Origin of the sequence: Roseateles violae (assembly GCF_030410485.1) — a bacterium.
GTDB lineage: Bacteria > Pseudomonadota > Gammaproteobacteria > Burkholderiales > Burkholderiaceae_C > Roseateles_D > Roseateles_D violae.
The window spans coordinates 526,094-550,284 of the sequence record NZ_JAUHHC010000001.1; the positions used below are offsets into that span (position 1 = coordinate 526,094).

Below are 24,191 nucleotides of genomic sequence, written 5' to 3' on the forward strand. Positions count from 1 at the left end.
CACACTGCGTTCACGCGAGAGCACCCAACAGGAGATTTCCGCATGAACTTCGACTACAGCCCCAAGGTGGAGCAGATGCGGGCCCGTCTGCTGGCCTTCATGGACCAGCACATCTATCCGAACGAGCACCGCTTCCATGCCGAGATCGAGGCCAACCGCCAGAAGGGCAACGCCTGGATTCCGACGACGCTGATCGAGGAGCTGAAGCCGCTGGCCCGCCAGGCCGGGCTGTGGAATCTGTTCCTGCCGAAGTCCTCGCGCGCGCCCGAGGGCCTGTCCAATCTCGAATACGCGCCGCTGTGCGAGATCATGGGCCGCGTGCACTGGGCGCCCGAGGTCTTCAACTGCTCGGCGCCGGACACCGGCAATATGGAGACGCTGGAGCGCTATGCCAGCGAGGCGCTGAAGGACCGCTGGCTGGAGCCGCTCTTGCGCGGCGAGATCCGCTCGGCCTTTCTGATGACCGAGCCGGCCGTCGCCTCCTCCGACGCGACCAATATCGAGTGCCGGATCGAGCGTGACGGCGACGACTACGTGATCAACGGCACCAAGTGGTGGTCCTCCGGCGCCGGCGATCCGCGCTGCGCCGTCTACATCGTGATGGGCAAGACCAATCCGGACGCCGGCCGCCACGAGCAGCAGTCGATGATCGTCGTGCCGGCCGACACGCCCGGCATCACCGTCAAGCGCTTCCTCTCGGTGTTCGGCTACGACGATGCGCCGCACGGCCATATGGAGGTCGAGCTGAAGAATGTGCGCGTGCCGGTCACCAACATCCTGCTCGGCGAGGGCCGCGGCTTCGAGATCGCCCAAGGCCGCCTGGGCCCCGGCCGCATCCACCACTGCATGCGCTCGATCGGCGCGGCCGAACGGGCGCTGGAGCTCTTGTGCCAGCGCGCGATCAGCCGCACCGCCTTCGGCAAGACGGTGGCCCAGCAGACGGTCACGCAGGAGCGCATCGCCGAGGCGCGCTGCAGCATCGAGCAGGCGCGGCTCTTGACGCTGAAGGCCGCTTACATGATGGACACGGTCGGCAACAAGGTCGCCAAGGCCGAGATCGCGATGATCAAGATCGTCGCGCCGACGATGGCGCTGAAGGTGATCGACTGGGCGATCCAGGTCTTCGGCGGCATGGGCGTCTCGCAGGACACGCCGCTGGCGATGATGTGGGCGCACCAGCGCACCCTGCGCCTGGCCGATGGCCCGGACGAGGTGCACCGCAACTCGCTGGCCAAGCTCGAGCTGTCCAAGCACATGAAGCTGCCGGGCGGCGAAGTGCGCATGCCGATCACGCGCGGCGGCTGAGCGCCGGGTTTGCGGCGGCGCCGCCACGGCGGCGGCATTTCGCGCCCCCGACTATGGTCAGCGCCGCGGCCCTGGGCTAGATTGCCCTCAGCACGCCGTCGCCGATGAAACGCCCCGCCACCCCCGCCTCCCGCTGGACCGCCCCGCTGATCGCGCTGGCGCCGTTGTCGCAGGGCGCGCTGCTGGTCGCGCTTGCCGGCGGCTGGAAGGCGCCGGTGCCGGCACTCGCTGCGCTGAGCCTGGCGGCCACCAGCCTGGCCGCCGTGCTGGCGCTGCGGGCGCTGCGCAGCGCCCGCCAGCAGGCCGCCGAGGCGCGCCGCACGCTGGAGGAGGCGATCGACGCGCTGCCGGCCAGCGTCGAGATCTTCGACCGCCACGACCGCCTAGTCGCCTACAACCAGCGCCTGGTCGAGATCTATCCGCATATGCGGCCGCTGTTCGAGCGCGGCGCCAGCTTCGAGGAGCTGGCGCGGGCCTCGCTGGCACGCGGCGGCATTCCCGACGCGGTCGGCCGCGAGGAGGAATGGCTGCTGGAGCGCCTGGCCTCGCGCAAGACCGAGCGCGAACCCTTGCTGCAGCGCGTGCACGACGAGCGCTGGCTGCGCATCTTCGAGCGCCGCACGCCCTCCGGCGGCATCGTCGGCGTGCGCCTGGACGTCAGCGACCTGGTGCATGAGCAGCAGCGCCTGGCCGCCAGCCAGGCGCATCTGCAGGCGCTGATCCGCGTCGCGCAAAACGGCGTGCTGACGCTGGACCGCAGCGGCCATGTGCTGGAGCTGAACCCGGCCTGCGAGCAGCTGTTCGGCTTCGTTGCCGACGAGTTGCGCGGCAGCCATATCGAGCTGCTGTTCGGCGCCGGCCTGAACGGCCCGGCCAGCGGCGAGCGCCTGCTGCCGGCGGCGCTGGTCGGCGGCCCGCGCGAGCTGACCGCCCGCCATCGCGACGGCCGCGAGTTGACCCTGCAGCTCAGCGTCGCCGAGGTGCGCACCGAGACGACCGACCGCTTCGTCGCCATCATCACCGACCTGACCGAGCGCAAGCTGCAGGAGGTGCGGCTGCGCGAGGCGAATGCACTGCTGGCACGGCAGTCGACCACCGACGGCCTGACCGGCGTCGGCAATCGCCGCCTGTTCGACCAGACCCTGCTGCAGGAATGGCAGCGCAGCGCCCGCGCCGGCAGCTCGCTGGCGCTGCTGCTGGTCGATATCGACCATTTCAAGCAGTACAACGACCACTACGGCCATGTCGCCGGCGACGACTGCCTGCGCCGCGTCGCCAGCCTCTTGCGCAGCTGCGTTGGCCGCAGCGGCGAGCCGGTCTGCCGCTATGGCGGCGAGGAGTTCGCCATCCTGCTGGTCGACACCGATCTGGCCGGCGCCCAGGTCGTCGCCCAGCGCTGCCTGGACAGCATGCGGCTGGCGGCGATCGAGCATGCCGGCGCGCCCACACGGCCCACCGTGTCGCTGAGCATCGGCGTGGTCGCCCGCTGCGGCGATGCGCAGCAGCCGGCGCAAAGCCTGATCGAGCAGGCCGACGCCGCGCTCTACCAGGCCAAGCAGCAGGGCCGCGCGCGCATGGTCTGCGCCGCGCCGCGGGCCGCCTGAGCCCCCTGAGCCGCCCACCGCCCGGGCCGGCAAGCGACAAGTCCCCGAATCGAGCTTCAGCCCCGGCCGATCTTGCAGAACCGGCGCCAACGGGTGCGCGGCTTGCCGCCCAACGCGCGCCTTGTTCGCCCGCTCGCGGCCACGCCGCGCAGCGCCCCTGTCTTGCTGCAAGTCTGGAGTCCACCATGCGTCTTTTTCCGCAACAACTCTCGATCGCCCTCCTTGCCGGCACGGCGCTCGGCAGCGCCCAGGCGCTGCCGGTCAACTGGGCCGACTGGACCTCGGGCACCGCCGGCGTCAACGGCAGCGCCGCCGGCCACTTCGCGACGAGCGCGGGCCAGGTTGACATCAGCTACAGCGGCGAGGTCGCCTTTCTGCAGACCGGCAGCGGCGGCAGCTACTACATCCCCAGCACGCCCTATGTCAGCGCGTTGATCGACAACCCGCCGCCGGCCGCGGAAATGATCGCCCTGTCGCGCAACACGGCCAAGACGCTGGAGTTCTCGCAGCCGGTCGACAACCTGTTCTTCGCCGTCGTCAGCCTGAACGGCAACGGCTACCGCTTCGACTCCGATTTCGAGATCGTCAGCACCGGCTGCGGCTACTGGGGCTGCGGCACGCTGAGCAAGGTCGACCTCGGCAACGGCCAGTTCCAGCTGAACGGCACCGGCGAGCCGCATGGCGTGATCCGCTTCACCGGCGCCGTCTCGTCCATCACCTGGACCAGCCTGACCAACGAGTACTGGAACGGCTTCACCGTCGGCACCTTCGGCGTCGCGACCCCGGTGCCCGAGCCGGCCAGCTATGCGCTGATGGCGCTGGGCCTGCTGGGCGTCGGCATCGCGGCGCGGCGTCGGATGCGCTAGCCCGCCGGAGCCGCGGGACGGCGGGGCGGCGGGACGAGGCGGGCTGGCCGCCGGTCCGCGCGCCGCCGGTTTCCACTACGATCGCCGCATGCCCGAACCGAGTGCCGCCGACTACATCCGCAGCCACATCCGCACCGTGCCCGACTGGCCGCATGCGGGCGTGCAGTTCCGCGACATCACGCCGCTGCTGTCCAATCCGCGGGTGTTCCGCGTGCTGATCGACCAGTTCGTGCACCGCTACTTCGACCGCAAGCCCGATGCGATCGCCGGGCTCGATGCGCGCGGCTTCATCATCGGCTCGGTGCTCGCCTACGAGCTGAACATCGGCTTCATCCCGATCCGCAAGAAGGGCAAGCTGCCCTTCACCACCGTCGAGGAGCGCTACGAGCTCGAGTACGGCAGCGCCAGCGTCGAGATCCATACCGATGCGGTGCGGCCGGGAGAGCGCATCGTGCTGATCGACGACCTGATCGCCACCGGCGGCACCATGGGCGCCGGCGCGCGCCTGCTGCAGCGCCTGGGCGCCGAGATCGTCGAGGGCGCGGCCATCGTCGACCTGCCCGAACTCGGCGGCTCGCAGCGCCTGCGCGAGGCGGGCCTGCCGCTGTTCACCCTGCTGGAGTTCGAGGGCTTATGAGGGCCGCGCGGCGGCTGGCGCGCTCGGCCGGGGCCGCCGCGCTGGCGCTGCTGCTGTCGCTGCCGCTGGCCGGCTGCGACCCCAAGGCCAAGACGGCGCAGACGATCGACGCGCAATGGCACCGCCAGGCGCTGCTGGACGGCCATCTGTCCAAATGGCTGGCGCTGGCGCCGACGCCCTCGGGCATGTTCCTGACCGCGTTCGACCGCGACTGGCGGCCGCGGCCGAACCAGGCTGCCGTCGAGCTGACCCTGCAGGCTCGGCTGGTCTATGCGATGGCGATAGGCTACGAGCTGAGCCGCGACCGCCGCTATCTGGAGGCGGCGACGCGCGGCGGCGACTTCCTGCTCGAGCATTTCCACGACCCGGTCAACGGCGGCTTCTTCCATGTCGTCGCCGCCGACGGCAAGCTGGTCGCCGACATCAAGCGCACCTATGGCCAGGCCTTCGCGCTCTATGCGCTGTCGCATCTGTACCGGGTGACGCAGGACGAGCGCTACCGCAAGGCGGCGCTGCGCAGCTGGCAGGAGATCGCCGCCGGCTTGCGCGCACCGAATGGCGGCTTCGTCAACGAGGCGACGCGCAACTTCAGCCCGATGACCGGTGCGCGCACGCAGAACCCGCTGATGCATCTGTTCGAAGCGCTGCTGGCGCTGCACGAGGCGACCGGCGACGCCGCAGCGCTGGCCGGCGCCAAGCAGCTGGGCGATTTCGTCGTCTACAAGCTGCTGCAGGGCCGGCCCGACGGCGGCGCGATGATCGCCGAGTGGTACGACGCCAGCTGGGTGCCGCTGCCGACGCGCGAGGCCGGCGGCTATGTCGATCTGGGCCATCAGTTCGAATGGAGCCATCTGCTGCAGACGGCGGCGCGCCAGGGCGTGTCGCCGCTGTACGGCCCGGTCGCCGAGCGCCTGCTGCAATACGCGCTGCAGAAGGGCTATGACGATGTCGACGGCGGCGCCTTCAACCGCGCCGATCCGGACGGCGAGCGCGTGGTGCGCGAGAAGTTCGCCTGGCAGCAGGCCGAATGCCTGCACGCGATGATCGTCGGCGCCCAGACCACCGGCCGCAACGATCTGCTGCGCCGCTACGAGCAGACGCTGGCGCTGATCCGCAACGAGCTGATCGACCCCAGGGGCGGCTGGAAGGGCGGCGCGCTGCAGACCTGCCAGCGCATCAGTTGCGGCGACGAGCAGCTCGATCCCTATCACATGACCAGCATGCACCGCGCCGCCATCGAGGCCGGCCGCTGACCGACAATCGGGCCATGGCCAAACTTCCGCCCCGCCTCAGCCCCGAAGAGACCCAGCGCGTCGTCGCCACCGCCTGGGACGACCTGCCGCCCTACAACCGGGTGCTGATGGAGCATGGCATCGGGCCCGGCGAGCTGGTGGCGCTGATGAAGCGCGCGCTGAGCCCGGCCGCCTACAAGCAATGGGCGGCCAGGGCCAAGGCCGCCAAGGCGCCGACGGTGAAGGCGCGCTGGCCCTACGGGCGCTGAGGGCCCGACCGTTCATCGTGCGCAGCTGCAGCCTGTGACCGGCGATCGCCGGACCGTCGGCCGGCGCGTGCCGGGCGTTCCGGGTCTCCCTACAGTGGCGTGCTTTCTGTAGCCATCGCCCCTCACACGGAGCCCCCGCATGAACTCTCGCCTCCTTCCGTTCTCGCTCGCCCTCGCCGCGGCCGCCCTCTGCAGCGCCTGCGTCATCGTCCCGCCGTCCAGCGTGCGCATCTCCGAGCCGGCCGACGTGGCCAAGATGAGCGAGCAGGCGACGCAGACCTGCGGCGCCGGCCAGATCAAGGAAGTGAACGCGAAGAGCTTCACCTGCAAGTAAGCGCCGCGGCGCTCACTTGCCGATGCAGAAGCTATAAAGTCGCCGCAAAGCCGCGCCACTACTAGAGATGGCCACAGACTCGCGCCGGCGTGTACTCAAGTGTGTACTCGAATCGGACCGCCACCTCGCCAGCGGAGCGGGCTGGCCGGACCGCCCCGCACCAATCTCCGACATGACGGCCTGAACGGCACCATCAGCCATGCAGCGATCTACTCGGATCGACTTTAGATGGTCTCGGCCGGCGGCATCGTCTCGGCCTTCATCGGGATCCCAAGACGTATGCTGACCGCCGGGGCCTCCGCCGACGTCACGTCCAGTGCCCGCCGCTTTGGCGCCACATACTGGGCCAGCTCGGCATACATGCGAGCCCGCAGCTCTGGCGGATTGTCCAGGTCCATCGCGATGGCAGCCATACCCTCGATGGGGTCGCATCCGAGCTGTTCCAGCCGCTCAATCACGTCGGCGGTCCTGCGGTTGACGGTGCCCGCGACCCTGCCTCCGGTTTTTCTGCCCAGTGCCATGCCTAAATTTTAGGCAGCGGAGCACGATTTTCATTGTGCTGAGAACACCCCTAGCGGGGCGACCATTTGATGAAGGGGTCGCATATCATCCCCGCCGCATAGGGGAGAACAATATGGGGCCGACAGAGCTCAATACAGACGCCAAGGTGGCGGTGCTAGTGGACTGCGAGAACGCATCTCCAGACGTGCTGGAGTACGCCTTGCAGGTGGCCGCGCAGTTCGGCCGGGTGGTGCTGCGCCGGGGCTTCGGCAACCACAGCACCTTGGCCAACAAATGGCAGGATGCGCTGGTCAGGCGGGCCTTCACGCCCTGCCTGCAGTACACCTATTCGCCGGGCAAGAACACCTCGGACATCGCCCTGGCCATGGACGCCATCGAGGCCATGTTCGACCGGCGAGCCGACACCTTCTGCCTGGTCACCAGCGACTCCGATTTCGCCGGCCTGTGCCGCAAGCTGCGAGAACGCGGCGCCACCGTCCACATCGTCGGCGAGGCCAAGACGCCAGAAGCCCTGCGCAACGCCAGCGACCAGTTCTTCGAGTGGACTCCGGCCGATGCGCCCTCGGCCGGCGAGACATCCGTCCAAGTGGCCAAGCCCGCTTCGCCACCCAAGCCCAAGCAGCGGCCCAGGTCCGTGGTCAACGCGGTCAAGCTCATGGCCGCCGAGACGGCCGATGGCCGGGTGCATGTCAGCACCTTGGGCTCATACTTGCGCCGGACGGACCCCGCCTTCACGCCGCAGACGCTTGGCCACTCCGGCCTGGTCAGCATGCTCAAGACCTATGACTTGCTGAGCCTCCGCCAGGAACCCGGTGGACACTGGACGGTCGCGCTCGCCGCGCCCAAAGACGCTCCGCCGGCCGTAGCCGCCATCGACGCCGCCAACTGATCTACGCATTCCCTTTCGACCCATGCTCGACGACATCAAGAAAACCCTCTGGGCCGCCGCCGACAAGCTGCGCGCCAACATGGACGCTGCCGAATACAAGCATCTGGTGCTCGGCCTGATCTTCCTGAAGTACGTGTCCGACACCTTCGCCGCCCGCCGGGCCGAAGTGATCGCCCGTCTTCGCGATCCGGCCGACGAGTACTACTACGACGGCGCCAGCGATGCCGACCTGGCCGCCGAGGCCGACGACCGCGACTACTACACCTCCGTCAACGTCTTCTGGGTGCCCGCGGGCGCGCGCTGGGAGCATCTGCGCGGCCAGGCCAAGCAGCCCACCATCGGCCGCAGCATCGATGACGCCCTCACCCTGATCGAAGCCGACAACCCCAAGCTCAAGGGCATCCTGGACAAGCGCTACGGCCGTGCCCAGCTGCCAGACGGCAAGCTTGGCGAACTGGTGGACCTGGTCTCCACAATCGGCTTCGGCGACGGCCCCGGTCAGGCCCGCGACGTGCTGGGCCAGGTCTACGAATACTTCCTGGGCCAGTTCGCCAGTGCCGAGGGCAAGAAGGGCGGGCAGTTCTACACGCCGGCCTCCATCGTGCGGACGCTGGTGGCCGTCCTGGCCCCGCACCACGGCAAGGTCTACGACCCCTGCTGCGGGTCCGGGGGCATGTTCGTACAGAGCGAGAAGTTCATCGAGGCCCACGGCGGCAAGCTGGGCGATGTGTCCATCTACGGCCAGGAGAGCAACCCCACCACCTGGCGGCTGGCAGCCATGAACCTGGCCATCCGCGGCATCGACTTCAATCTCGGCCGCGAGCCTCAAGACACCTTCACCCGCAACCAGCATCCCGACCTGCGCGCCGACTACATCCTCGCCAACCCGCCGTTCAACATCAGCGACTGGTGGCACGGCAGCCTGGAGGGCGACCCGCGCTGGGTCCATGGTGACCCGCCGCAGGGCAATGCCAACTACGCCTGGCTGCAGCACATGCTGCATCACCTGAAGGACACCGGCCGTGCCGGCATCGTGCTGGCCAACGGCTCCATGAGTTCCAGCCAGAACAACGAGGGCGTCATCCGAGCGGCCATGGTCGATGCCGACAGGGTGGAGGTCATGATCGCCCTGCCCGGCCAGCTCTTCTTCAACACCCAGATCCCTGCCTGCCTCTGGTTCCTGGCCAAGACCAAGCCCGCCGGTCGACAGGGCCAGGTCTTGTTCATCGACGCCCGCAAGCTGGGCCGGATGATCAGTCGCGTGCAGCGCGAGCTGGCCGAGCAAGACATCGCCCGCATCGCCGCCACCGTGGCCGCTTGGCGGGGTGAAGCGCCGGCCGGCGAGGCTGTGGCCGAGTACGCAGACATACCGGGCTACTGCCGCAGCGTGCCGCTGGCAGAGATCGCCCAGCATGGCCATGTGCTGACACCGGGTCGCTATGTTGGCGCCGAAGAAGTCGAGGACGACGACGAGGCCTTTGCCGACAAGATGACCCGCCTAACCGAGCAGCTCGGTGAGCAGATGGCCAAGGGTGCGGAGCTGGATGTGCTGATTCGGCAGACGCTGGGGGGGCTAGGGTATGAGTTCTAAAGCTGTGGAGACAGTCTATGGCTCGATGCCCGCGAATTTAACTTGCGCTAAGTTGCGCGACCTATGTGTCGAATCTGGAATACAAACCGGGCCGTTCGGTAGTCAACTTCACCAGGAGGACTACGTAGAAAAAGGAACGCCCATCATCACGGTTGAACACCTTGGCGAAAATCGGATTGTTCACTCCAACCTGCCGAAGGTGTCAGACGACGACAAAGCCAGACTTAATAAATATGCCCTCAAGGCTGGCGACATAGTGTTTAGTCGCGTTGGATCGGTTGACCGTCGCGCTCTAGTTCAACCGGCGGAAGATGGTTGGCTGTTTTCTGGCCGCTGCCTGCGAGTTCGACCGAATGCGAGTGAGCTTGATGCACAGTGGCTGTCGTACTTTTTCGGGTTGCCGGCCTTTAAGGCGTACATCAGAAGCATTGCAGTAGGGGCAACTATGCCCTCTCTCAACACCAAGATTCTGAGCGATGTACCAATTTACTTTCCCGACCTTGCAACTCAACGAAACGCGGCGTTTGCTCTAGCCAAACTCGACGACCGAATCACCCTCCTTCGCGAAACCAACGCCACCCTAGAAGCCATCGCCCAGGCGCTGTTCAAGTCGTGGTTCGTGGACTTCGACCCCGTGCGCGCCAAGCGCGACGGCCGCGCACCCGACGGCATGGACGAAGCCACCGCTGCCCTCTTTCCCGACAGCTTCGAGGGCTCGGAGTTGGGGGCGGCGCCGAGGGGGTGGCGCGTTTGCCGCGTCGAAGACTTTGCAGACCGAGTAGGCATGGGGCCGTTCGGTTCCAACATTAAGGTCGAGACCTTCGTTGATTCAGGGATTCCGGTGATCAGCGGCCAACATCTGAAGCAGTTCCTCGTTGAGGACACAACGTTCAACTTCATCACCAAAGACCATGCAGAACGATTGACGAAATCCTGCGTTCAAGCCGGTGATGTCATCTTCACGCACGCCGGTAGCATTGGCCAAGTCGCCCTGCTTCACAAGCACGCTGCCTTCAGCAAGTACGTGCTGTCCCAACGTCAGTTTTTCCTGAGATGTAGAACTGAGCTGATGACGCCCGAGTGGATAGCCCACTACTTCAAGACCTCGGCTGGCCAGCATCAGTTACTGGCTAATACATCGCAGGTCGGCGTGCCCTCTATCGCTCGACCAGTTAGCTACCTTCGATCAATCCAATTGGTGGTCCCTCCCCCGGTGTTGTGCAGCAGGTTTGCCGAAGTCTGCTCGTCCATCACAGACGGTGTCATGGCCAACCGAAAGCACATCACCACACTGACAAACCTGCGCGACGCCCTCCTCCCCCGCCTGATACCGGGTCAGCTACGATTGTCAGAGGTGGCAGAGGCCATCAAGGAAGCCCTGGCATGACCGCAGCGCTACCACCCCAGCCTTGCAGGTCTGCAGGCGCTCTGGAGCCGCCTGCAGCCGCCCAGGTCCGGTCTGTGCGCACGAGGGTGACCGAAACATCGCGGGCCGCATAGACTTCGGCGGCAGTCTTGACCAGCACCTCGGCCGAAGAGCCAGGTCCAGGGAGGAGCAGATGACGGAAGACCAACTCGAACAGGAAGCCTTGGGCTGGCTCGCAGACCTGGGATGGGTCCACCATCACGGTCTGACCATCGCACCTGACGGCGAGAACCCCCAGCGCAGCGACTTCCGCCAGGTACTGCTGCGCGACCGGCTTGCCTTGGCCATCCATCGTCTGAACCCGAACATCCCGGCCAGCGCCCGCGAGGATGCGATCTCACGGGTGCTGGACCTCGGCATCCCGGCCCTGCTGTCTGCCAACCGCGCCTTCCACAAGCTGCTGGTCGGCGGCGTGCCGGTGCAGTACCAGAAGGACGGCGAGACCCGTGGCGACTTCGTCCGCCTGATCGACTGGGGCAACGTCGCCAGCAACGAGTGGTGGGCGGTCAACCAGTTCACGATCAAGGGCGCGCACCACACGCGCCGGCCGGACATCGTCCTCTTCGTCAACGGCATGCCGCTGGTGCTGATCGAGCTGAAGAACCCGGCCGACACGCAGGCCGACATCTGGAAGGCCTTCGACCAGATTCAGACCTACAAGGCCCAGATCCCCGACGTGTTCCAGTACAACGAGGTGCTGGTGATCTCGGACGGCAGCCAGGCGCGCATGGGCTCGCTCTCGGCCGATGAGGAGCGCTTCCAGCAGTGGCGCACGATCACCGGCTTCGACCTGGACCCGCTTGGCCAGTTCAATGAACTGGAAACCCTGGTGCGCGGTGCCTTGGCCCCCGCGATGCTGCTGGACTACCTGCGCTACTTCGTTCTCTTCGAGGATGACGGTCGTCTGATCAAGAAGATCGCCGGCTACCACCAGTTCCATGCGGTGCGGGCGGCCATCGAGCATGTGGTCGCGGCCTCCAGGCCCGACAGCAGTGCCGTGCTGCGCGGCAAGGGCGGCGTGGTCTGGCACACCCAGGGCAGCGGCAAGAGCATCACAATGACCTGCTTCGCCGCCCGGGTGATGCAAGAGCCGGCCATGGAGAACCCCACCATCGTCGTGATCACCGACCGCAACGACCTGGACGGCCAGTTGTTCGGCGTGTTCAGCCTGGCTCAGGACCTGCTGCGCGAGCAGCCCGTGCAGGCCGGCACGCGGCAGGAACTGCGCGCCATGCTGGCCAACCGGCCCTCGGGCGGCATCGTCTTCGCGACCATCCAGAAATTCATGCCCGGGGAGGATGAGGACATCTTCCCGACGCTCTCCAACCGCCACAACATCGTCGTCATCGCCGACGAGGCCCACCGCACGCAGTACGGCTTTGAAGCCAAGCTCAAGGAGGTCAAGGCTCGCGGCGGGCAGGCGTCGGCCGCGTTGCTTGCCGATGGAGGGGATCCTGCGCGTGTGGCGGGCGATTTTGAATCCCCGGAATACCAGACCAAGTACCAGGTCGGCTACGCCCAGCACCTGCGCGACGCGCTGCCCCATGCCACCTTCGTGGCCTTCACCGGCACGCCAGTGTCGGCCACCGACCGCGACACCCGGGCCGTGTTCGGCAACTACATCCATGTCTACGACATGCTGCAGGCCAAGGAAGATGGCGCCACCGTGGCCATCTACTACGAGTCGCGCCTGGCCAAGCTGCGCCTGAACGAAGAGGAGCTGACCACCATCGACGACGAGGTGGACGAACTGGCCGAAGACGAGGAGGAAAGCACCCAAGCAAGGCTCAAGAGCCGTTGGGCGGCGCTGGAGAAGGTGGTCGGGGCCGGGCCTCGCGTGGCCAGCGTGGCGGCCGACCTGGTGACCCACTTCGAGTCTCGCGACGCCGCCCAGCGCGGCAAGGCCATGGTTGTGGCGATGAGCCGCGACATCTGCGTCCACCTCTACGACGAGATCGTCAAGCTTCGTCCGGAATGGCATGACCCAGACCCCGAGAAGGGCGTCGTCAAGATCGTCATGACCGGATCGGCCAGCGACAAGGCCCTGCTGCGCCCGCACATCTACAGTAGCCAGGTCAAGAAGCGGCTGGAGAAGCGCTTCAAAGACCCCGGTGACCCGCTCAAACTTGTGATCGTGCGCGACATGTGGCTCACCGGCTTCGACGCCCCCTGCGTGCACACCATGTACGTGGACAAGCCGATGAAGGGCCACAACCTCATGCAGGCCATCGCCCGCGTGAACCGCGTCTTCAAGGACAAGCAAGGCGGCCTGGTGGTCGACTACATCGGCATCGGCAACGAGCTGAAGGAGGCCATGCGCGAGTACACGGCCAGCAAGGGCCGGGGCCGGCCGACCGTCGATGCGCATGAGGCCTACGCGGTGCTGGCCGAGAAGCTCGACGTGCTGCGTGCCATGCTGCACGGCTACGACTGGAGCGGCTTCCTGACCGGCGGCCACAGGACCTTGGCTGGCGCGGCCAACCATGTGCTGGGCCTGAAGGTCGAGGGCAACCGCGACGGCAAGAAGCGCTTCGCCGACGCCGCGCTGGCTATGAGCAAGGCGTTCACGCTGTGCTGCACGCTGGACGAGGCCAAGGCCGTGCGCGAGGAAGTGGCCTTCCTGCAGGCCGTCAAGGTGATCCTGACCAAGCCCGACATCTCGCGGCAGAAGAAGACCGACGAGCAGCGCGAGCAGGCGATCCGCCAGATCATCAGCCAGGCCGTCGTGTCCGACAGCGTGGTCGACATCTTCGATGCGGTCGGCCTGGACAAGCCGAACATCGGCCTGCTTGACGACGAGTTCCTGGCCCAGGTGAAGAACCTGCCCGAGCGCAATCTGGCCGTCGAGCTGCTGGAGCGGCTGCTGGAAGGTGAGATCAAGTCCAAGTTCGCCACCAACATCGTTCAGCAGAAGAAATTCTCTGAGCTGTTGGGCAATGTGATCACGCGCTACCAGAACCGCTCCATCGAGACCGCCCAGGTCATGGAAGAACTGGTTCAGATGGCCAAGAAGTTCCGCGAGGCGGCCTCGCGCGGCGAGGACCTGGGGCTGACCGACGACGAGGTCCGCTTCTACGACGCCTTGGCCAACAACGAATCGGCGGTCAGGGAACTGACCGACGAGACGCTGAAGAAGATCGCGCACGAGCTCACCGAGAACCTGCGCAAGAACCTGAGCGTGGACTGGTCAGAGCGTGAGAGCGTGCGAGCCAGCCTGCGGCTGATGGTCAAGCGCATCCTGCGCAAGTACAGGTACCCGCCGGACATGCAAGAGGCTGCGGTGGAGCTGGTGCTGCAGCAGGCGCAGGCGCTGGGCGAGGCCTGGGTCTGAGACAGGGCACCACGATTACAGGCATTCACAACACCGGGTCGCGCCTCCTGCGCGTGCCAGGCAGAACACCATGACAGTTGAGCAACAAATCCCTCGTCCAGCTGCGGCGCTACGGCAATCCTACGAGGCCACTCTGTTCGAGGTGCTGGAGGCAGCGCCGGCCGTGTTCCGGATCGGCGATGGCGGCACCTGCATCGACGCCTGGTTGGCCTCGGTGGGTGCGCGCTCGGCCTGCATCATCACTGCCTGGAACCCGTTCAGCGCGTCGACACTGCCGGAACAGAACCACGCTCGGCAGCAGCGCCTGCTCGCTAGCATCGAAGCGGCCTCACTGCGCTGGCTACCGGCTCAGGGTCGCGACCCGTCTGGCGAATGGCCACCTGAGCCGAGCCTTTGCGTGCTGGACATGGACGAGCACCAGATCGACGCCTGGCTGCAGGAGTTCGAACAATATGCGGCTGTGGTTCTGATCCACTTTGAAGGCTGCCATCTGCGCTGGCATCCCGGTGTGACCCTCTAATCCGGCAACGCCGGTCCACTGATCACGCCTCCACGGGCATCGCCCGCCGGGCACTTCCCCGTCGCTCGCGAGGCAGGGTACTTCGGGTCCCAAAGCCCCCCGGGGGTCGACTGCTTGGTCCGCCCCCCCAGGGGATGACAGCTGGAAGATGAACCGATAGTCTTCAAGCTGCTGGACGCAGCGGTCAGTCACCGAGCTCAGGCCGGGGCTGACCGCGAGGAAGAGGCCTTCCGCCGTCGACGTGGCGATGCCAGCGCTGTGCAAGCTGAGTTCCGCGAGGGGTATGGCAATGAAGCAACTGGAGCACCTGAAGGATCTGCGCGACCGCGAGGTGGCGAAGCATGGGCAGGACGACCTGTTCGTGAAGCAGTTGGACGCGCAGATCCAGGGCCTGGAGCGCCAGCAGCGCCAGGACTACAAGACGGAGCAGAAGGTCTTCGGGATGACGTTCGGCCAGCCGGGTCGGAAGTAGGCCGCCCATAGCGCACCGGCGACCCGGATGACCCGGGCAAGTACACGCGGCGAAGGAGATCGACCATGCCACGGCCAGAGACAGCGCAGGATCAGCACGACGAGGAGAACCTGGGGCGGCCAGCGAAGCTGGCGCCTCACTCCGAGCTGAAGGCTTTGCTGCGCAAGAACAGCAAGGCTTCCTCGCCGACAAAGTCCTCGGCGGATTCCAAGGCGATGCCTACGGACCCGCTGGTGGAGCGGCTCAAAAAGCTCGCCTCCCGCTAGGGCTGCAGGCGGCGGCGCTCGCCCCGTCGCGCAAGTTCGCCAACGCCGCAGAGGCCATCGGCCTCTCTGCCCCCAAGGTCTACGAGATGACGCCGGGCAGTGTCCATCAGGCCGCCGCCAGTTTGGCTCAAGAGTGACTACCGGCAAGCACTGTTCTTAGCCGAGTGCGGACCACCGGGATCATCCTGAACGCCGGCGGGTTGAAGGGCTGCGGGGTCAGGCAATGACAAGGCGGCCTGCACGATCCAGCTACGGCGAAATTCGTTGCGCGGAAGGCAGAGTTGAAGTCCGCGAGCAGATACGACAGACATCGCAGAGAGGGTGTGCGAGGCGGAATCCGGATGGGAACCCAAGGCCCCGGGGATATCGAGCTTGGGGCCGCATGGGGGGCCGCCGGCGGGGTGACCATCCTTCCGGGTTGCAAGCCCACCCTTCCTGGAACGCTCCGATTCAACTCGACGCCCACGCTCCTGGCCTGAGCCTGCGCCGGTCGACCAGCCAGCCGCTGCAGCACCTGTGCCTACTGGCGATCTACAGCCGGCAGGCCGAGTCCGACAGCTTCACTATCTTCTCCGCACGCACTTCGGCGCATCACAAGGCCGGCGAGTCGATCAAGGTGAAGGCCGAGCAGCAGGACAGGCAAGCCGTTTCCGTGATCGACAGGGTGAGCACTGGGACGACGCGAGACGACCAGCCTCCACCTCAATCCGATGAGCTAGATCGACGTGTACGCTGCTCGCGCTGCTGTGCAGGCGTGACGGTGGACATGTGGGTGTTGCGCGCGGCCTAGAGATGACCGAGACTGGATTGGTCTCGTCGCCCACCGGCATGCGCGTCGTCCGCTTCTAGTTCCCCGGCGACTCCCTGCCCGTGAGGGAAGGGGCAAATACAAGACCGCTGAGTTTCTGCATTTCGGCAGTAGCGGCAACTTGGTCACGAACGACTGGAAGGAGCAGCCGAATGGCGAAGGTTATCGAGCGGGGTCCGGTGCCGCAGGATCACCCGATGTTTTCGGGTGGGCCGCAGGTGTTCTCGCCCCTCGCGTTCAAGCGGTCTTCCAAGACTTCTCCGAACGCTACGGCTGGGGCAACCCCGGCCGTCCCGGCCGCGAAGGAGCCGCCAAAGAAGTAGCCTCGACACAGCCACCCAGACCGGCGTCGTGACTTCGCCGGCCGAGCAAGAAGCTGTCAAAGAAGGAACGCAATGGCATCGTCTTCGAAGAAGCCCTCCGAGCAAGCGCCGAGGGTGATCGACCCAAGCGACCCGCTGCACGCTGCGGTGGAGAACCTGTTCGTCGGGATGTCGCCAACGCAGCGAGCCGAGGCGATGATCGACTTCGTCCAGAGCCTGGGCAAGACGGCCCCGTCCGACAGCACCGAGGACAGCCCCGAGATTGGCGCCAAGCGGCTCGCCCGGTTCAAGCACCAGAACGCGCAATTCAAGGCGCAGAGCGGGATCAAAAAGGGCGACTGAAGCCCCTGCCGGACGACCCAATGTGCCCGGCTTCCATGCCCCTGACCCGAGGCTGGTCGAGTACTAGCTTCGTTCGAGAATTGACCTGCGCGCGATCCAGCTGCTGCGCGGCGCCGCCAGTTTTTTTTATCACGGATCAGCCCGGCGCCGCCTCGCCCCAGACCAACCAGGAGGACAGTTCCACTGTGGTCGAGGAGAAAGGCGGAGGCCTGAAGGCATAGAGGCAGGACGCTGGACACTACTACTGGCACGGTTCTCCAACTCCGCGTCGGCAAGCCATTGATTCTCAAATAAAAATTCGTTGTCCGGTGTCTCGTCGTTTTGCATTCCTGCGCCAGCAATATCGACCGGCGGTGGCACGATCTGCCTGGCCTCGATCTTCAGGTCGTAGCCGGTAGCGTCCTTGATCAGACGCTCGATCTCATCGACGTCAAGTTCGGCGTCGCTGACCCAGCCATCGTGCATGGCCAGCACGACTCGGTCGCCGTACTTACGCAGCACGGCACGCAGGGCGGTAGCTTCGACGCCTTGTAGCAGATGGCATAGCACTTGGGCCTCGTCGGCCGCCGCTGGATCGATCTCCAGTTCCATCGCGTTCGTAAACCGGCCTCGTCGTCGCGCTTGCGCGGCCAGGATCGCCTTGCGCGCGGTCACGATATCGGCGGCCAGCGCTTTGACAAACGGGTCGGCGATGAAGATGGCGGCCGCCTCCCGACCGAGCAGGTCGCCAAGGGCCGCCTTTTTCGAAGAGGTAAGCCTTGCTCCGTAGAGCAGCGCGATTAGCCCGGCCTTAACGTCGATGGTCGACGCGCCGGTGGCATTTTCCAGCAACGCGCGAATCGCCTGCTTCCGCTTCAGGTACGTGTCGATGATCGGGCAATCACGGCCAGCAGCGGCTGCCATCTGCTTCACGATGGCGTAGTGGCAATTCTCGATATCGTAGTCCCAGCAGCCCGCCAGTGCCGTGTTCCTCACCTCTCGTGGCATCGTCTGCAACCCGCTGAAGATCCTGCCGGTCGACTGCTGCTCGTACGACACTGGTACCGAGCCGTCGCACACGGTGTTGTAGGAGAGTTTGAGCAGTTGCAGCGCTGCGCGTCTATGGATATGGTTGCCCGTGCTGACGGCCAGAGTCACGAGTGCAGGCCGGTCGATTTTCACGGCACTCGCACACTTCGCGCCGCGCCACTTCGCGTTGTTGCCGTCGGCCGAACGCGAACGGATCGCGCGAGGTAGCGAGCGCAGCACACGCCCATCGGCCCGAACAAGATCATCAGGCTTCAGGTCGTTGAGGCAGTCCTGCAATGCCTGTTTGAGCGCGGACGTGGGGTAGAACGCGCTAGACCGGCCGACGATGTTGTCGCCCGGCAGCACGACGAAGTACAAGTAGCCGCAGACACGCCGCATCGTGGTGTCAGAGCCCCATAGGTCCCGGATGTGCTGCTTGCTGAAGGGCACCCAGTCCACATATTCGAGGTGGCGCCGAGGCTGGCATACCCAGTGCCACAACATCGTCGCAATCAGGCGCTGGTGCTCAGGCTTCTGAATGCGATATTCGGGGACGTGATTACCGATGTGATGAAAGAGTCGTGAAGGGATCAGCATTGGAGGTTCCCAGACTCAGCACCCGGCCGGCGCAGTCGGGCTGAAAATGACCTTCGGTCCGCCACGACCGCTTGCATCGGGCCTGCCCTCGCATACAGCCTTAGAGTGCCTAGCAGGGGCGGGGGAGTCGGCACCGGGCCGAGGTCGGCCGCCTGAAGCCGTTCTGGCACGAACTGGAGGGATGGGGGAGCCGTCCTTCTCCAATGCCAGCTTCCTGCTAAAAAGATTCGACTCGGCACTTAAGCCGGGACGGCACCTTGCGGGTCCAGCTGGTCGTGCAAGAGGCGATAGAAGTGGAGAGGCTCGGTGCCGGCCTCCCTCGGCCTGAGGTCCAGGCCGAGGGGGCCTACCCCGGCCCTCATGATCGTGACGAACGGGGCATAGTCGGTCATCGCACTGTCACTCCGCTGCCTATTCGGACGTGCGCGCAGCTTCGAGCTTACGGACCAAGGAGCGGATCTCGCCGTCCGACTTGCCGGCGATGCGCGCCGCATTCAGCGCGTCGACTTCATGCGCCGGCCAGCCAACCGAGCGCGCGCCGAGGTTGACCTGCTTCGGCCAGAGGCCCTGCGACATGCGCAGATAGAGGGTAGAGCGAGCACAGCCGGAGCGGGCCACGACTGTGGGCAAGCGCAGGATCGTGTAGGTCATTCTGGTATCCAGTTGGACGTTGGTGAAGAGCCCTCATTGCAACCGCCTGCGGCTGTTTTCAATCCGCGATTCGCCGGCGTCGCGAAAAAGAGTCAGGCCCTCTGCCGGAACCGGCCCATGATCACGGTGCCGTCGTTCAACAAGCTGTCGACGTGGTCGGCCCAGACCTGCAGCATCTCGCGTCGCTGGTCGGCGTACTCGGCCTTGTTGTAAACGCCGCGCACACCGCCGATGACGTGATTCAGCGCCTTCTCGACAACGTCCGACGGCCAGCCTGTCTCATGAAGGGTCGTGGACGCAGTGCGCCGGAAATCGTGGATCACGAACGCCGCGATTTCCTGGCCCTGGAGCGCCACCTTCAGTGCCGAGTTGATTGCGTTATGCGCGAACGGCTTGTTCAGGCTGCTGCGCCCGGGAATCACCAGTTCGCTGCCACCGGCAAGCGGCTTCAGTTGGCGGAACAACTCCACCACCTGGCGCGACAGGTAGACCAGGTGCGGCTTGTCGCTCTTCGTGTTGCGCCCCTCGGCCGCCGGCGGGATGTGCCACAAGCCTTCATCCAGATCGACCTCACTCCAGCGCGCCTGGAGCAGTGCCGACTTCCGCACCATGGTCAGCAGGAGGAGATGCACGCCGATCTTGAACTGGCGACGGATGTTCGACTCGTACGTCGCCCTGAGAAAGGCGCGGATCTCGTCAGAGGACAGTACCCTGTCACGCGCCTTGGGCTTGTGAACGTGCCTCATCGGTAGCGCCAGCACCGGGTTCGATGTCGCCAGGCCGCAGGTCATCGCGTAGTCGAACAGCCGCTTGAGCAGACCGCGAACTTGGCCGGCGGCGGCGTCGTAGCCTGCGTCCTTCTTGCGCCAGATGATGGCTCGAACGTCTTCCGTCGTGACGGTCTGGACAAGTTTGGAGCCGATGGCCGGCACGATGCTCTTGTCGAAGTACCGGCGCGGGATTGTGGTGTCACGCCGATCCTTGGCCACGATCTCCTTGAAGAACCGTTCGCCGAACGTCGAGACGGTGACGGCCTCGCCCTGGGCGGCCTTGGCGCGCTGTTTCTGCGCCGCTGGCGACTGACCCAACGCCACCTGCGTCGCGGCCTCGTCTCTCATGGCGCGTGCGATCTTCAGCGACAGCGCCGGGTAGCGGCCGAGCGTCACCCGCTCCTGCTTGCCGTCGAGCCGGTAGCGGAATTGCCAGAGCATCCCTCCAGTCGGATACACCTCAAGCGCCAACCCCTTGTCGTCGGTTTTGGTGTACCGCTTGTCCTTAGGCTTCAAGGCCCTGATCGCACTGTCGGTGAGCGGCATCGGTCCTCCGGTGAGTACACATTGGAGAAATTCACCATGAGCACATGGGTGTGTTCACGAATGTGTACTCATTATCTTCCGGATCAAGGCAGCGCGTCTTGGACGTTCTTGTACGGAAATTCCCTTGTAGGCCAATGCGTTACCAGCGAATCGCGGGAGAGTGTTGGGTGGCGTTAGATGCCGTCCTACTTGCCGATGCAGAAGCGGCTGAAGATCTCGCCCAGCAATTCGTCGGCACTGAAGGCGCCGGTGATCTCGCCGAGTGCGTCGTGCGCCAGGCGCAGCTCCTCGGCCAGCAGGTCCAGCGCCGGCGGCTGCTGCGTCGCCACGCCATGCGCCAGCGCCAGATGTTCGCGCGTGCGCTTGAGCGCCTGCACATGGCGCTCGCGCGCGATGAACAGGCCCTCCGGCGTCGCATGCCAGCCGACCTGCTCGAGCAGGCGGCGGCGCAGCTCGGCCAGGCCGTCGCCGGTGCGGGCCGACAGGGCCAGGCCTTGCGCCGGCGCGCCGGCGGCATCGGCCTTGTTGAAGACCTCGACGATGCGGGCCGGGTCGACGGCGGCCAGTCGCGCGCGGATCTGCGCGTCCTCGGCCTCGTAGTCGGCGGCGCCGACGCGGGTCAGGTCGTGCAGGAAGAGCACGACGTCGGCCTCGGCAATCGCATCCCAGCTGCGCGCGACGCCGATCTTCTCGACCACATCCTCGGTCTCGCGTAGGCCGGCGGTGTCGCTGATGTGCAGCGGCACGCCCTCGATCTGTATGGTCTGGCTGACCTTGTCGCGCGTGGTGCCCGGGATCGGCGTGACGATGGCCAGCTCGGCCCCGGCCAGCGCATTCAAGAGCGAGCTCTTGCCCACGTTCGGCTGGCCGGCCAGCACCACCTTGATGCCCTCGCGCAGCAGCGCGCCCTGGCGGGTGCGGTCCAGCACCGCGTCGAGCCGGGCACTGAGCCTGGAGAGCTGGCCCAGCGCGTCGGCCTGCTGCAGGAAGTCGATCTCTTCCTCGGGGAAGTCCAAGGTCGCCTCGACCAGCATGCGCAGCTTGATCAGCGCATCGCGCAGCACCCCGACCTCGTCCGAGAGCGCGCCCGACAGCGCGCGGCTGGCGCTGCGTGCGGCCGCCTCGGTGCTGGCGTCGATCAGGTCGCTGACCGCCTCGGCCTGGGCCAGGTCGAGCTTGCCGTTCAGGAAGGCGCGCTGGGTGAATTCACCCGGCTCGGCCAGGCGGATGTTCAGCTCGGCACCGGCCTCCATGCAGCGCGCCAGCAGCAGCTGCAGCACGACCGGGCCGCCATGCGCCTGCAGCTCCAGCACATGCTCGCCGGTATAGGAATGCGGCGCCGGGAACAGCAGGGCCAGGCCCTGGTCGATCGCATCGCCGCGTGCGTCGCGAAAGGGCAGGTAGCTCGCCTCGCGCGGCCGCAGCGCGCGGCCGCAGATGGCGGCCACCAGCGGGGCCAGGTCTTGCTTCGACGAGACGCGCACGATGCCGACGGCCCCGCGCCCGGGGGCGGTGGCGATGGCGGCGATGGGATCCTGGTGGCGGGAGAGCATCGGGCGATTTTATGGACGGCGGCCGTCGCTCGCTGGAGCAAGGGCCGCCATCTTTTTCTGCTGCGCCACGACCATGAATGGCGCGGGGGAGGCTAGACCGGGCGCTCGCGCGAGCCCCGTTCTCATGCCCTTCCGCTCACCGCCGCAGGGTGCCGGCGGCTGCGGATATCTGCCCCGCATGAACCCATTGGAGTCCCGCGCCCTGCAAGAAAAAAGCCCCCAACTGCGGGGGGCAGTCGGGGGCTTTGTGCGCTACTTGGCAGCGCGGGCCGGGCTCAGTTCTGCACGCCCAGCTGCTTGTTGATCATCCACTGCTGGGCGATCGACAAGATGTTGTTGGTCAGCCAGTACAGCACCAGGCCGGACGGGAAGACGAAGAACATCACGCTGAAGGCCAGCGGCATGATCCACATCATGCGCTGCTGCATCGGGTCCGGCGCCTTCGGGTTCAGCCAGACCTGGAACAGGCTGGAGGCCGTCATCAGCAGCGGCAGGATGAAGTAGGGATCGCGCACCGACAGGTCGGTGATCCAGCCCAGCCAGGGCGCGCCGCGCATCTCGACGCTCGACAGCAGCACCCAGTACAGCGCGATGAAGAAGGGCATCTGCAGGAAGATCGGCAGGCAACCGCCGACCGGGTTGACCTTCTCCTCGCGGTAGATGCGCATCATCTCCTGCTGCATCTCCTGCGGCTTGTCCTTCAGCCGCTCGCGCATCGCCTGGATCTTCGGGTTGATGGCCTTCATCTTGGCCATGCTGCGATAGGCGCTCGCGTTGAGCCAGTAGAAGGCGATCTTCAGCAGCACCACCAGGGCGATGATGGCCCAGCCCCAGTTGCCCAGGATGCCGTGCAGCTGGTTCAGCAGCCAGAACAGCGGCTGCGCCAGCACCTTGAAGATGCCGTAGTCCTTGACCAGCTGCAGGCCGGGGGCCAGCGCGGCCAGCTTGTTCTCCTCGGCCGGGCCGACGAAGAGCTGGTCGTTCTGCGTCGTGCTGGCGCCGGGCGCCAGGCTGGGCAGGGTGAAGACCATGCCCACCGCGTACTGCTCGGGCACGCTGCCGGCGACCTTGCGGGCGAAGAACTCGCGCGCGCCGCTATTGTCCTTGGGCAGCCAGGCGCTGACGAAGTAATGCTGGACCATCGCGACCCAGCCGTCGTTGGCGCTCTTCTGGATGTCGACCTTGTCCTTGGCGATGTCCTCGAACTTGATCGTGTGGAAGGCGTTCTTCTCGGTGTAGACGGCCGGGCCGGTGAAGGCGCTGGGGGCCATCGACGGGCCGCTGTGCTCGACATGGCCGTCGCGCACCAGCTGCAGGTACAGCTGCGGCACGACCGGCGCCGCGCCGGCGTTGACGATCTCGTGCTTGACGTCGATCACGTAGTCGCCGCGCTTGAAGGTATAGGTCTTGACCAGCTTGACGCCGCCGACCTCGGCCGACTCCAGGCGCACGACCAGTTCCTTGGCGCCGTCGGCCAGCTTGCGCTCGCCCGGCTGGGCCATCATCGGCGTCAGGTGCGTCGGCAGCTGCTCGCCCTTGCTGCCCAGCAGACCCGACTGCGCCTGGTAGCTGCGCGCCGGGTCGATCAGCACGATGGGCTGCTCGGCGGCCTGCCGCTTCTCCTTCATGCCGAGCTTCTCGAGCAGCGGATCGAACAGCGCCGGCTCGGGCGCGTGCAGGTACTTCGGCAGCTCGACGCGGCTGACCGCGCCGCCCAGGGTGTCCAGGGTGACCGTCATCACGTCGGTCGTGATCGTCAGCTTCTCGCTGGCGGCCACGGCCGGGGCCGCCGCGGCGGGCGTCGTGCTGCCGGCGGGCAGCGCGTTTGGCGCCGGCAGCGCGGCGCCGGGCGTGCCGGCCGGGCCGCTGGCCGCGACCGGCTTGGCCGGGGCCGGGCTGAACATCGACGGGTGGCCGTTGTGCTTCTGCCAGCCGTCCCACAGCAGGACGAGCGACATCGTGAACACCACCCACAGCACGGTGCGGCGTATATCAGTCATGAGGAGGCTTCGGGATTGGTAGAGGAGGAGGAGGGAGCGGAATCCGCCGCCGCCCGGCCGCCCAGCAGGCGGCGGAACAGGGCCGGCGGATTGTCGGGCACGCCGTCGTGGCCGCCCGCGCAGAAGGGATTGCAGCGCAGGATGCGTGCGGCCGCCAGATAGCCGCCGGCGGCGGCGCCGTGGCGCTGCAGCGCGCCGATCGCATAGACCGAGCAGGTCGGCTCGAAGCGGCAGGAGGCGCCCAGCCAGGGGCTCAGCAGCAGGCGGTAGCCGCGCACCAGGCCGATCAGCGCGGACTGGATGAGGGTGGAACCCGGTTCGGCCGCCAT

Annotated in this window: 23 protein-coding genes; 16 read left to right on the forward strand and 7 right to left on the reverse strand. The window is 66.4% G+C overall.

The window, feature by feature from the left end; genetic code table 11:
* The first annotated feature begins 42 nt into the window (after positions 1-42).
* The 7 genes from QWJ38_RS02270 (at position 43) to QWJ38_RS02300 (ending at position 6,247) form a co-directional block, all read left to right on the forward strand.
* Positions 43-1,305 (forward strand): acyl-CoA dehydrogenase family protein, encoded by a 1,263-nt coding sequence (locus tag QWJ38_RS02270; protein ID WP_290357410.1) that lies wholly within the window; start codon positions 43-45, stop codon positions 1,303-1,305.
* 104 nt (positions 1,306-1,409) lie between these two features.
* Positions 1,410-2,909, forward strand: a complete 1,500-nt coding sequence (locus QWJ38_RS02275) for a GGDEF domain-containing protein (RefSeq protein ID WP_290357411.1) — start codon at positions 1,410-1,412, stop codon at positions 2,907-2,909.
* Positions 2,910-3,094: 185 nt separating this feature from the next.
* On the forward strand, positions 3,095-3,775 hold the full coding sequence (locus QWJ38_RS02280) for a PEP-CTERM sorting domain-containing protein (protein ID WP_290357412.1): 681 nt from the start codon (positions 3,095-3,097) through the stop codon (positions 3,773-3,775).
* 88 nt (positions 3,776-3,863) lie between these two features.
* Positions 3,864-4,412 carry an adenine phosphoribosyltransferase gene (locus tag QWJ38_RS02285; RefSeq protein ID WP_290357413.1) on the forward strand — a complete coding sequence of 183 codons (549 nt, stop codon included), beginning with the start codon at positions 3,864-3,866 and terminating at the stop codon, positions 4,410-4,412.
* On the forward strand, positions 4,409-5,665 hold the full coding sequence (locus QWJ38_RS02290; protein ID WP_290357414.1) for an AGE family epimerase/isomerase: 1,257 nt from the start codon (positions 4,409-4,411) through the stop codon (positions 5,663-5,665). The genes QWJ38_RS02285 and QWJ38_RS02290 overlap by 4 nt, the downstream gene beginning before the upstream one ends.
* Positions 5,666-5,679: 14 nt before the next feature.
* Entirely contained in the window at positions 5,680-5,913 is a 234-nt protein-coding gene (locus QWJ38_RS02295) for a DUF2805 domain-containing protein (RefSeq protein ID WP_290357415.1), read from the forward strand.
* Between the two features lie 139 nt (positions 5,914-6,052).
* Entirely contained in the window at positions 6,053-6,247 is a 195-nt protein-coding gene (locus QWJ38_RS02300; RefSeq protein ID WP_290357416.1) for a hypothetical protein, read from the forward strand.
* A 224-nt stretch (positions 6,248-6,471) separates the two neighbouring features.
* Here QWJ38_RS02300 and QWJ38_RS02305 read toward each other — a convergent pair whose 3' ends face one another.
* Positions 6,472-6,768 (reverse strand): hypothetical protein, encoded by a 297-nt coding sequence (locus QWJ38_RS02305; protein WP_290357417.1) that lies wholly within the window; start codon positions 6,766-6,768, stop codon positions 6,472-6,474.
* Positions 6,769-6,881: 113 nt separating this feature from the next.
* On the opposite strand from QWJ38_RS02305, the gene QWJ38_RS02310 reads away from it, so the two are divergent.
* The 9 genes from QWJ38_RS02310 to QWJ38_RS02350 all read left to right on the forward strand — a co-directional run bounded on the left by QWJ38_RS02310 (position 6,882) and on the right by QWJ38_RS02350 (position 16,737).
* Positions 6,882-7,658 carry an NYN domain-containing protein gene (locus QWJ38_RS02310; RefSeq protein WP_290357418.1) on the forward strand — a complete coding sequence of 259 codons (777 nt, stop codon included), beginning with the start codon at positions 6,882-6,884 and terminating at the stop codon, positions 7,656-7,658.
* A gap of 22 nt (positions 7,659-7,680) precedes the next feature.
* On the forward strand, positions 7,681-9,249 hold the full coding sequence (locus QWJ38_RS02315) for a class I SAM-dependent DNA methyltransferase (protein ID WP_290357419.1): 1,569 nt from the start codon (positions 7,681-7,683) through the stop codon (positions 9,247-9,249).
* A complete protein-coding gene (locus QWJ38_RS02320; RefSeq protein WP_290357420.1) occupies positions 9,239-10,636 on the forward strand; it encodes a restriction endonuclease subunit S in 1,398 nt (465 codons plus the stop codon). Before QWJ38_RS02315 ends, QWJ38_RS02320 begins: the two co-directional genes overlap by 11 nt.
* 172 nt (positions 10,637-10,808) lie before the next feature.
* Positions 10,809-14,006: a type I restriction endonuclease subunit R gene (locus QWJ38_RS02325; RefSeq protein ID WP_290357421.1), complete on the forward strand. Its 3,198-nt coding sequence runs from the start codon at positions 10,809-10,811 to the stop codon at positions 14,004-14,006.
* A 70-nt stretch (positions 14,007-14,076) separates the two neighbouring features.
* Positions 14,077-14,526: a DUF3293 domain-containing protein gene (locus QWJ38_RS02330; protein ID WP_290357422.1), complete on the forward strand. Its 450-nt coding sequence runs from the start codon at positions 14,077-14,079 to the stop codon at positions 14,524-14,526.
* Between the two features lie 283 nt (positions 14,527-14,809).
* Positions 14,810-14,998 (forward strand): hypothetical protein, encoded by a 189-nt coding sequence (locus QWJ38_RS02335; RefSeq protein WP_290357423.1) that lies wholly within the window; start codon positions 14,810-14,812, stop codon positions 14,996-14,998.
* Between the two features lie 65 nt (positions 14,999-15,063).
* On the forward strand, positions 15,064-15,264 hold the full coding sequence (locus QWJ38_RS02340; RefSeq protein WP_290357424.1) for a hypothetical protein: 201 nt from the start codon (positions 15,064-15,066) through the stop codon (positions 15,262-15,264).
* A gap of 418 nt (positions 15,265-15,682) precedes the next feature.
* Positions 15,683-16,054 carry a hypothetical protein gene (locus QWJ38_RS02345; protein WP_290357425.1) on the forward strand — a complete coding sequence of 124 codons (372 nt, stop codon included), beginning with the start codon at positions 15,683-15,685 and terminating at the stop codon, positions 16,052-16,054.
* A 413-nt stretch (positions 16,055-16,467) separates the two neighbouring features.
* Positions 16,468-16,737: a hypothetical protein gene (locus QWJ38_RS02350; protein WP_290357426.1), complete on the forward strand. Its 270-nt coding sequence runs from the start codon at positions 16,468-16,470 to the stop codon at positions 16,735-16,737.
* A 129-nt stretch (positions 16,738-16,866) separates the two neighbouring features.
* On the opposite strand, the gene QWJ38_RS02355 is transcribed toward QWJ38_RS02350, so the two are convergent.
* The 6 genes from QWJ38_RS02355 to yidD form a co-directional block, all read right to left on the reverse strand.
* Entirely contained in the window at positions 16,867-18,342 is a 1,476-nt protein-coding gene (locus QWJ38_RS02355) for a hypothetical protein (RefSeq protein WP_290357427.1), read from the reverse strand.
* 411 nt (positions 18,343-18,753) lie between these two features.
* Positions 18,754-18,993, reverse strand: a complete 240-nt coding sequence (locus QWJ38_RS02360; RefSeq protein ID WP_290357428.1) for a helix-turn-helix transcriptional regulator — start codon at positions 18,991-18,993, stop codon at positions 18,754-18,756.
* Between the two features lie 92 nt (positions 18,994-19,085).
* A complete protein-coding gene (locus QWJ38_RS02365) occupies positions 19,086-20,309 on the reverse strand; it encodes a tyrosine-type recombinase/integrase (protein WP_290357429.1) in 1,224 nt (407 codons plus the stop codon).
* 185 nt (positions 20,310-20,494) lie between these two features.
* Complete coding sequence (mnmE, locus tag QWJ38_RS02370) at positions 20,495-21,862, reverse strand: tRNA uridine-5-carboxymethylaminomethyl(34) synthesis GTPase MnmE (RefSeq protein ID WP_290357430.1); 1,368 nt, start codon at positions 21,860-21,862, stop codon at positions 20,495-20,497.
* Between the two features lie 275 nt (positions 21,863-22,137).
* Positions 22,138-23,862: a membrane protein insertase YidC gene (gene yidC / locus QWJ38_RS02375; RefSeq protein ID WP_290357431.1), complete on the reverse strand. Its 1,725-nt coding sequence runs from the start codon at positions 23,860-23,862 to the stop codon at positions 22,138-22,140.
* Positions 23,859-24,191 carry a membrane protein insertion efficiency factor YidD gene (yidD, locus tag QWJ38_RS02380; RefSeq protein ID WP_290357432.1) on the reverse strand — a complete coding sequence of 111 codons (333 nt, stop codon included), beginning with the start codon at positions 24,189-24,191 and terminating at the stop codon, positions 23,859-23,861. The genes yidC and yidD overlap by 4 nt, the downstream gene beginning before the upstream one ends.

Bases quoted from the DNA above. Each gene is read 5' to 3' on its own strand.
- QWJ38_RS02360 (WP_290357428.1), bottom strand. From the start codon at position 18,993: ATGACCTACACGATCCTGCGCTTGCCCACAGTCGTGGCCCGCTCCGGC.
- QWJ38_RS02355 (WP_290357427.1), bottom strand. From the start codon at position 18,342: ATGCTGATCCCTTCACGACTCTTTCATCACATCGGTAATCACGTCCCC.
- yidD (WP_290357432.1), bottom strand. From the start codon at position 24,191: ATGGCGGCCGAACCGGGTTCCACCCTCATCCAGTCCGCGCTGATCGGC.
- QWJ38_RS02295 (WP_290357415.1), top strand. From the start codon at position 5,680: ATGGCCAAACTTCCGCCCCGCCTCAGCCCCGAAGAGACCCAGCGCGTC.
- QWJ38_RS02320 (WP_290357420.1), top strand. From the start codon at position 9,239: ATGAGTTCTAAAGCTGTGGAGACAGTCTATGGCTCGATGCCCGCGAAT.
- QWJ38_RS02365 (WP_290357429.1), bottom strand. From the start codon at position 20,309: ATGCCGCTCACCGACAGTGCGATCAGGGCCTTGAAGCCTAAGGACAAG.
- QWJ38_RS02325 (WP_290357421.1), top strand. From the start codon at position 10,809: ATGACGGAAGACCAACTCGAACAGGAAGCCTTGGGCTGGCTCGCAGAC.
- QWJ38_RS02285 (WP_290357413.1), top strand. From the start codon at position 3,864: ATGCCCGAACCGAGTGCCGCCGACTACATCCGCAGCCACATCCGCACC.
- QWJ38_RS02350 (WP_290357426.1), top strand. From the start codon at position 16,468: ATGGCATCGTCTTCGAAGAAGCCCTCCGAGCAAGCGCCGAGGGTGATC.
- QWJ38_RS02315 (WP_290357419.1), top strand. From the start codon at position 7,681: ATGCTCGACGACATCAAGAAAACCCTCTGGGCCGCCGCCGACAAGCTG.
- yidC (WP_290357431.1), bottom strand. From the start codon at position 23,862: ATGACTGATATACGCCGCACCGTGCTGTGGGTGGTGTTCACGATGTCG.
- QWJ38_RS02270 (WP_290357410.1), top strand. From the start codon at position 43: ATGAACTTCGACTACAGCCCCAAGGTGGAGCAGATGCGGGCCCGTCTG.
- QWJ38_RS02310 (WP_290357418.1), top strand. From the start codon at position 6,882: ATGGGGCCGACAGAGCTCAATACAGACGCCAAGGTGGCGGTGCTAGTG.
- QWJ38_RS02300 (WP_290357416.1), top strand. From the start codon at position 6,053: ATGAACTCTCGCCTCCTTCCGTTCTCGCTCGCCCTCGCCGCGGCCGCC.
- QWJ38_RS02305 (WP_290357417.1), bottom strand. From the start codon at position 6,768: ATGGCACTGGGCAGAAAAACCGGAGGCAGGGTCGCGGGCACCGTCAAC.
- QWJ38_RS02280 (WP_290357412.1), top strand. From the start codon at position 3,095: ATGCGTCTTTTTCCGCAACAACTCTCGATCGCCCTCCTTGCCGGCACG.
- QWJ38_RS02290 (WP_290357414.1), top strand. From the start codon at position 4,409: ATGAGGGCCGCGCGGCGGCTGGCGCGCTCGGCCGGGGCCGCCGCGCTG.
- QWJ38_RS02330 (WP_290357422.1), top strand. From the start codon at position 14,077: ATGACAGTTGAGCAACAAATCCCTCGTCCAGCTGCGGCGCTACGGCAA.
- QWJ38_RS02340 (WP_290357424.1), top strand. From the start codon at position 15,064: ATGCCACGGCCAGAGACAGCGCAGGATCAGCACGACGAGGAGAACCTG.
- QWJ38_RS02335 (WP_290357423.1), top strand. From the start codon at position 14,810: ATGGCAATGAAGCAACTGGAGCACCTGAAGGATCTGCGCGACCGCGAG.
- mnmE (WP_290357430.1), bottom strand. From the start codon at position 21,862: ATGCTCTCCCGCCACCAGGATCCCATCGCCGCCATCGCCACCGCCCCC.
- QWJ38_RS02275 (WP_290357411.1), top strand. From the start codon at position 1,410: ATGAAACGCCCCGCCACCCCCGCCTCCCGCTGGACCGCCCCGCTGATC.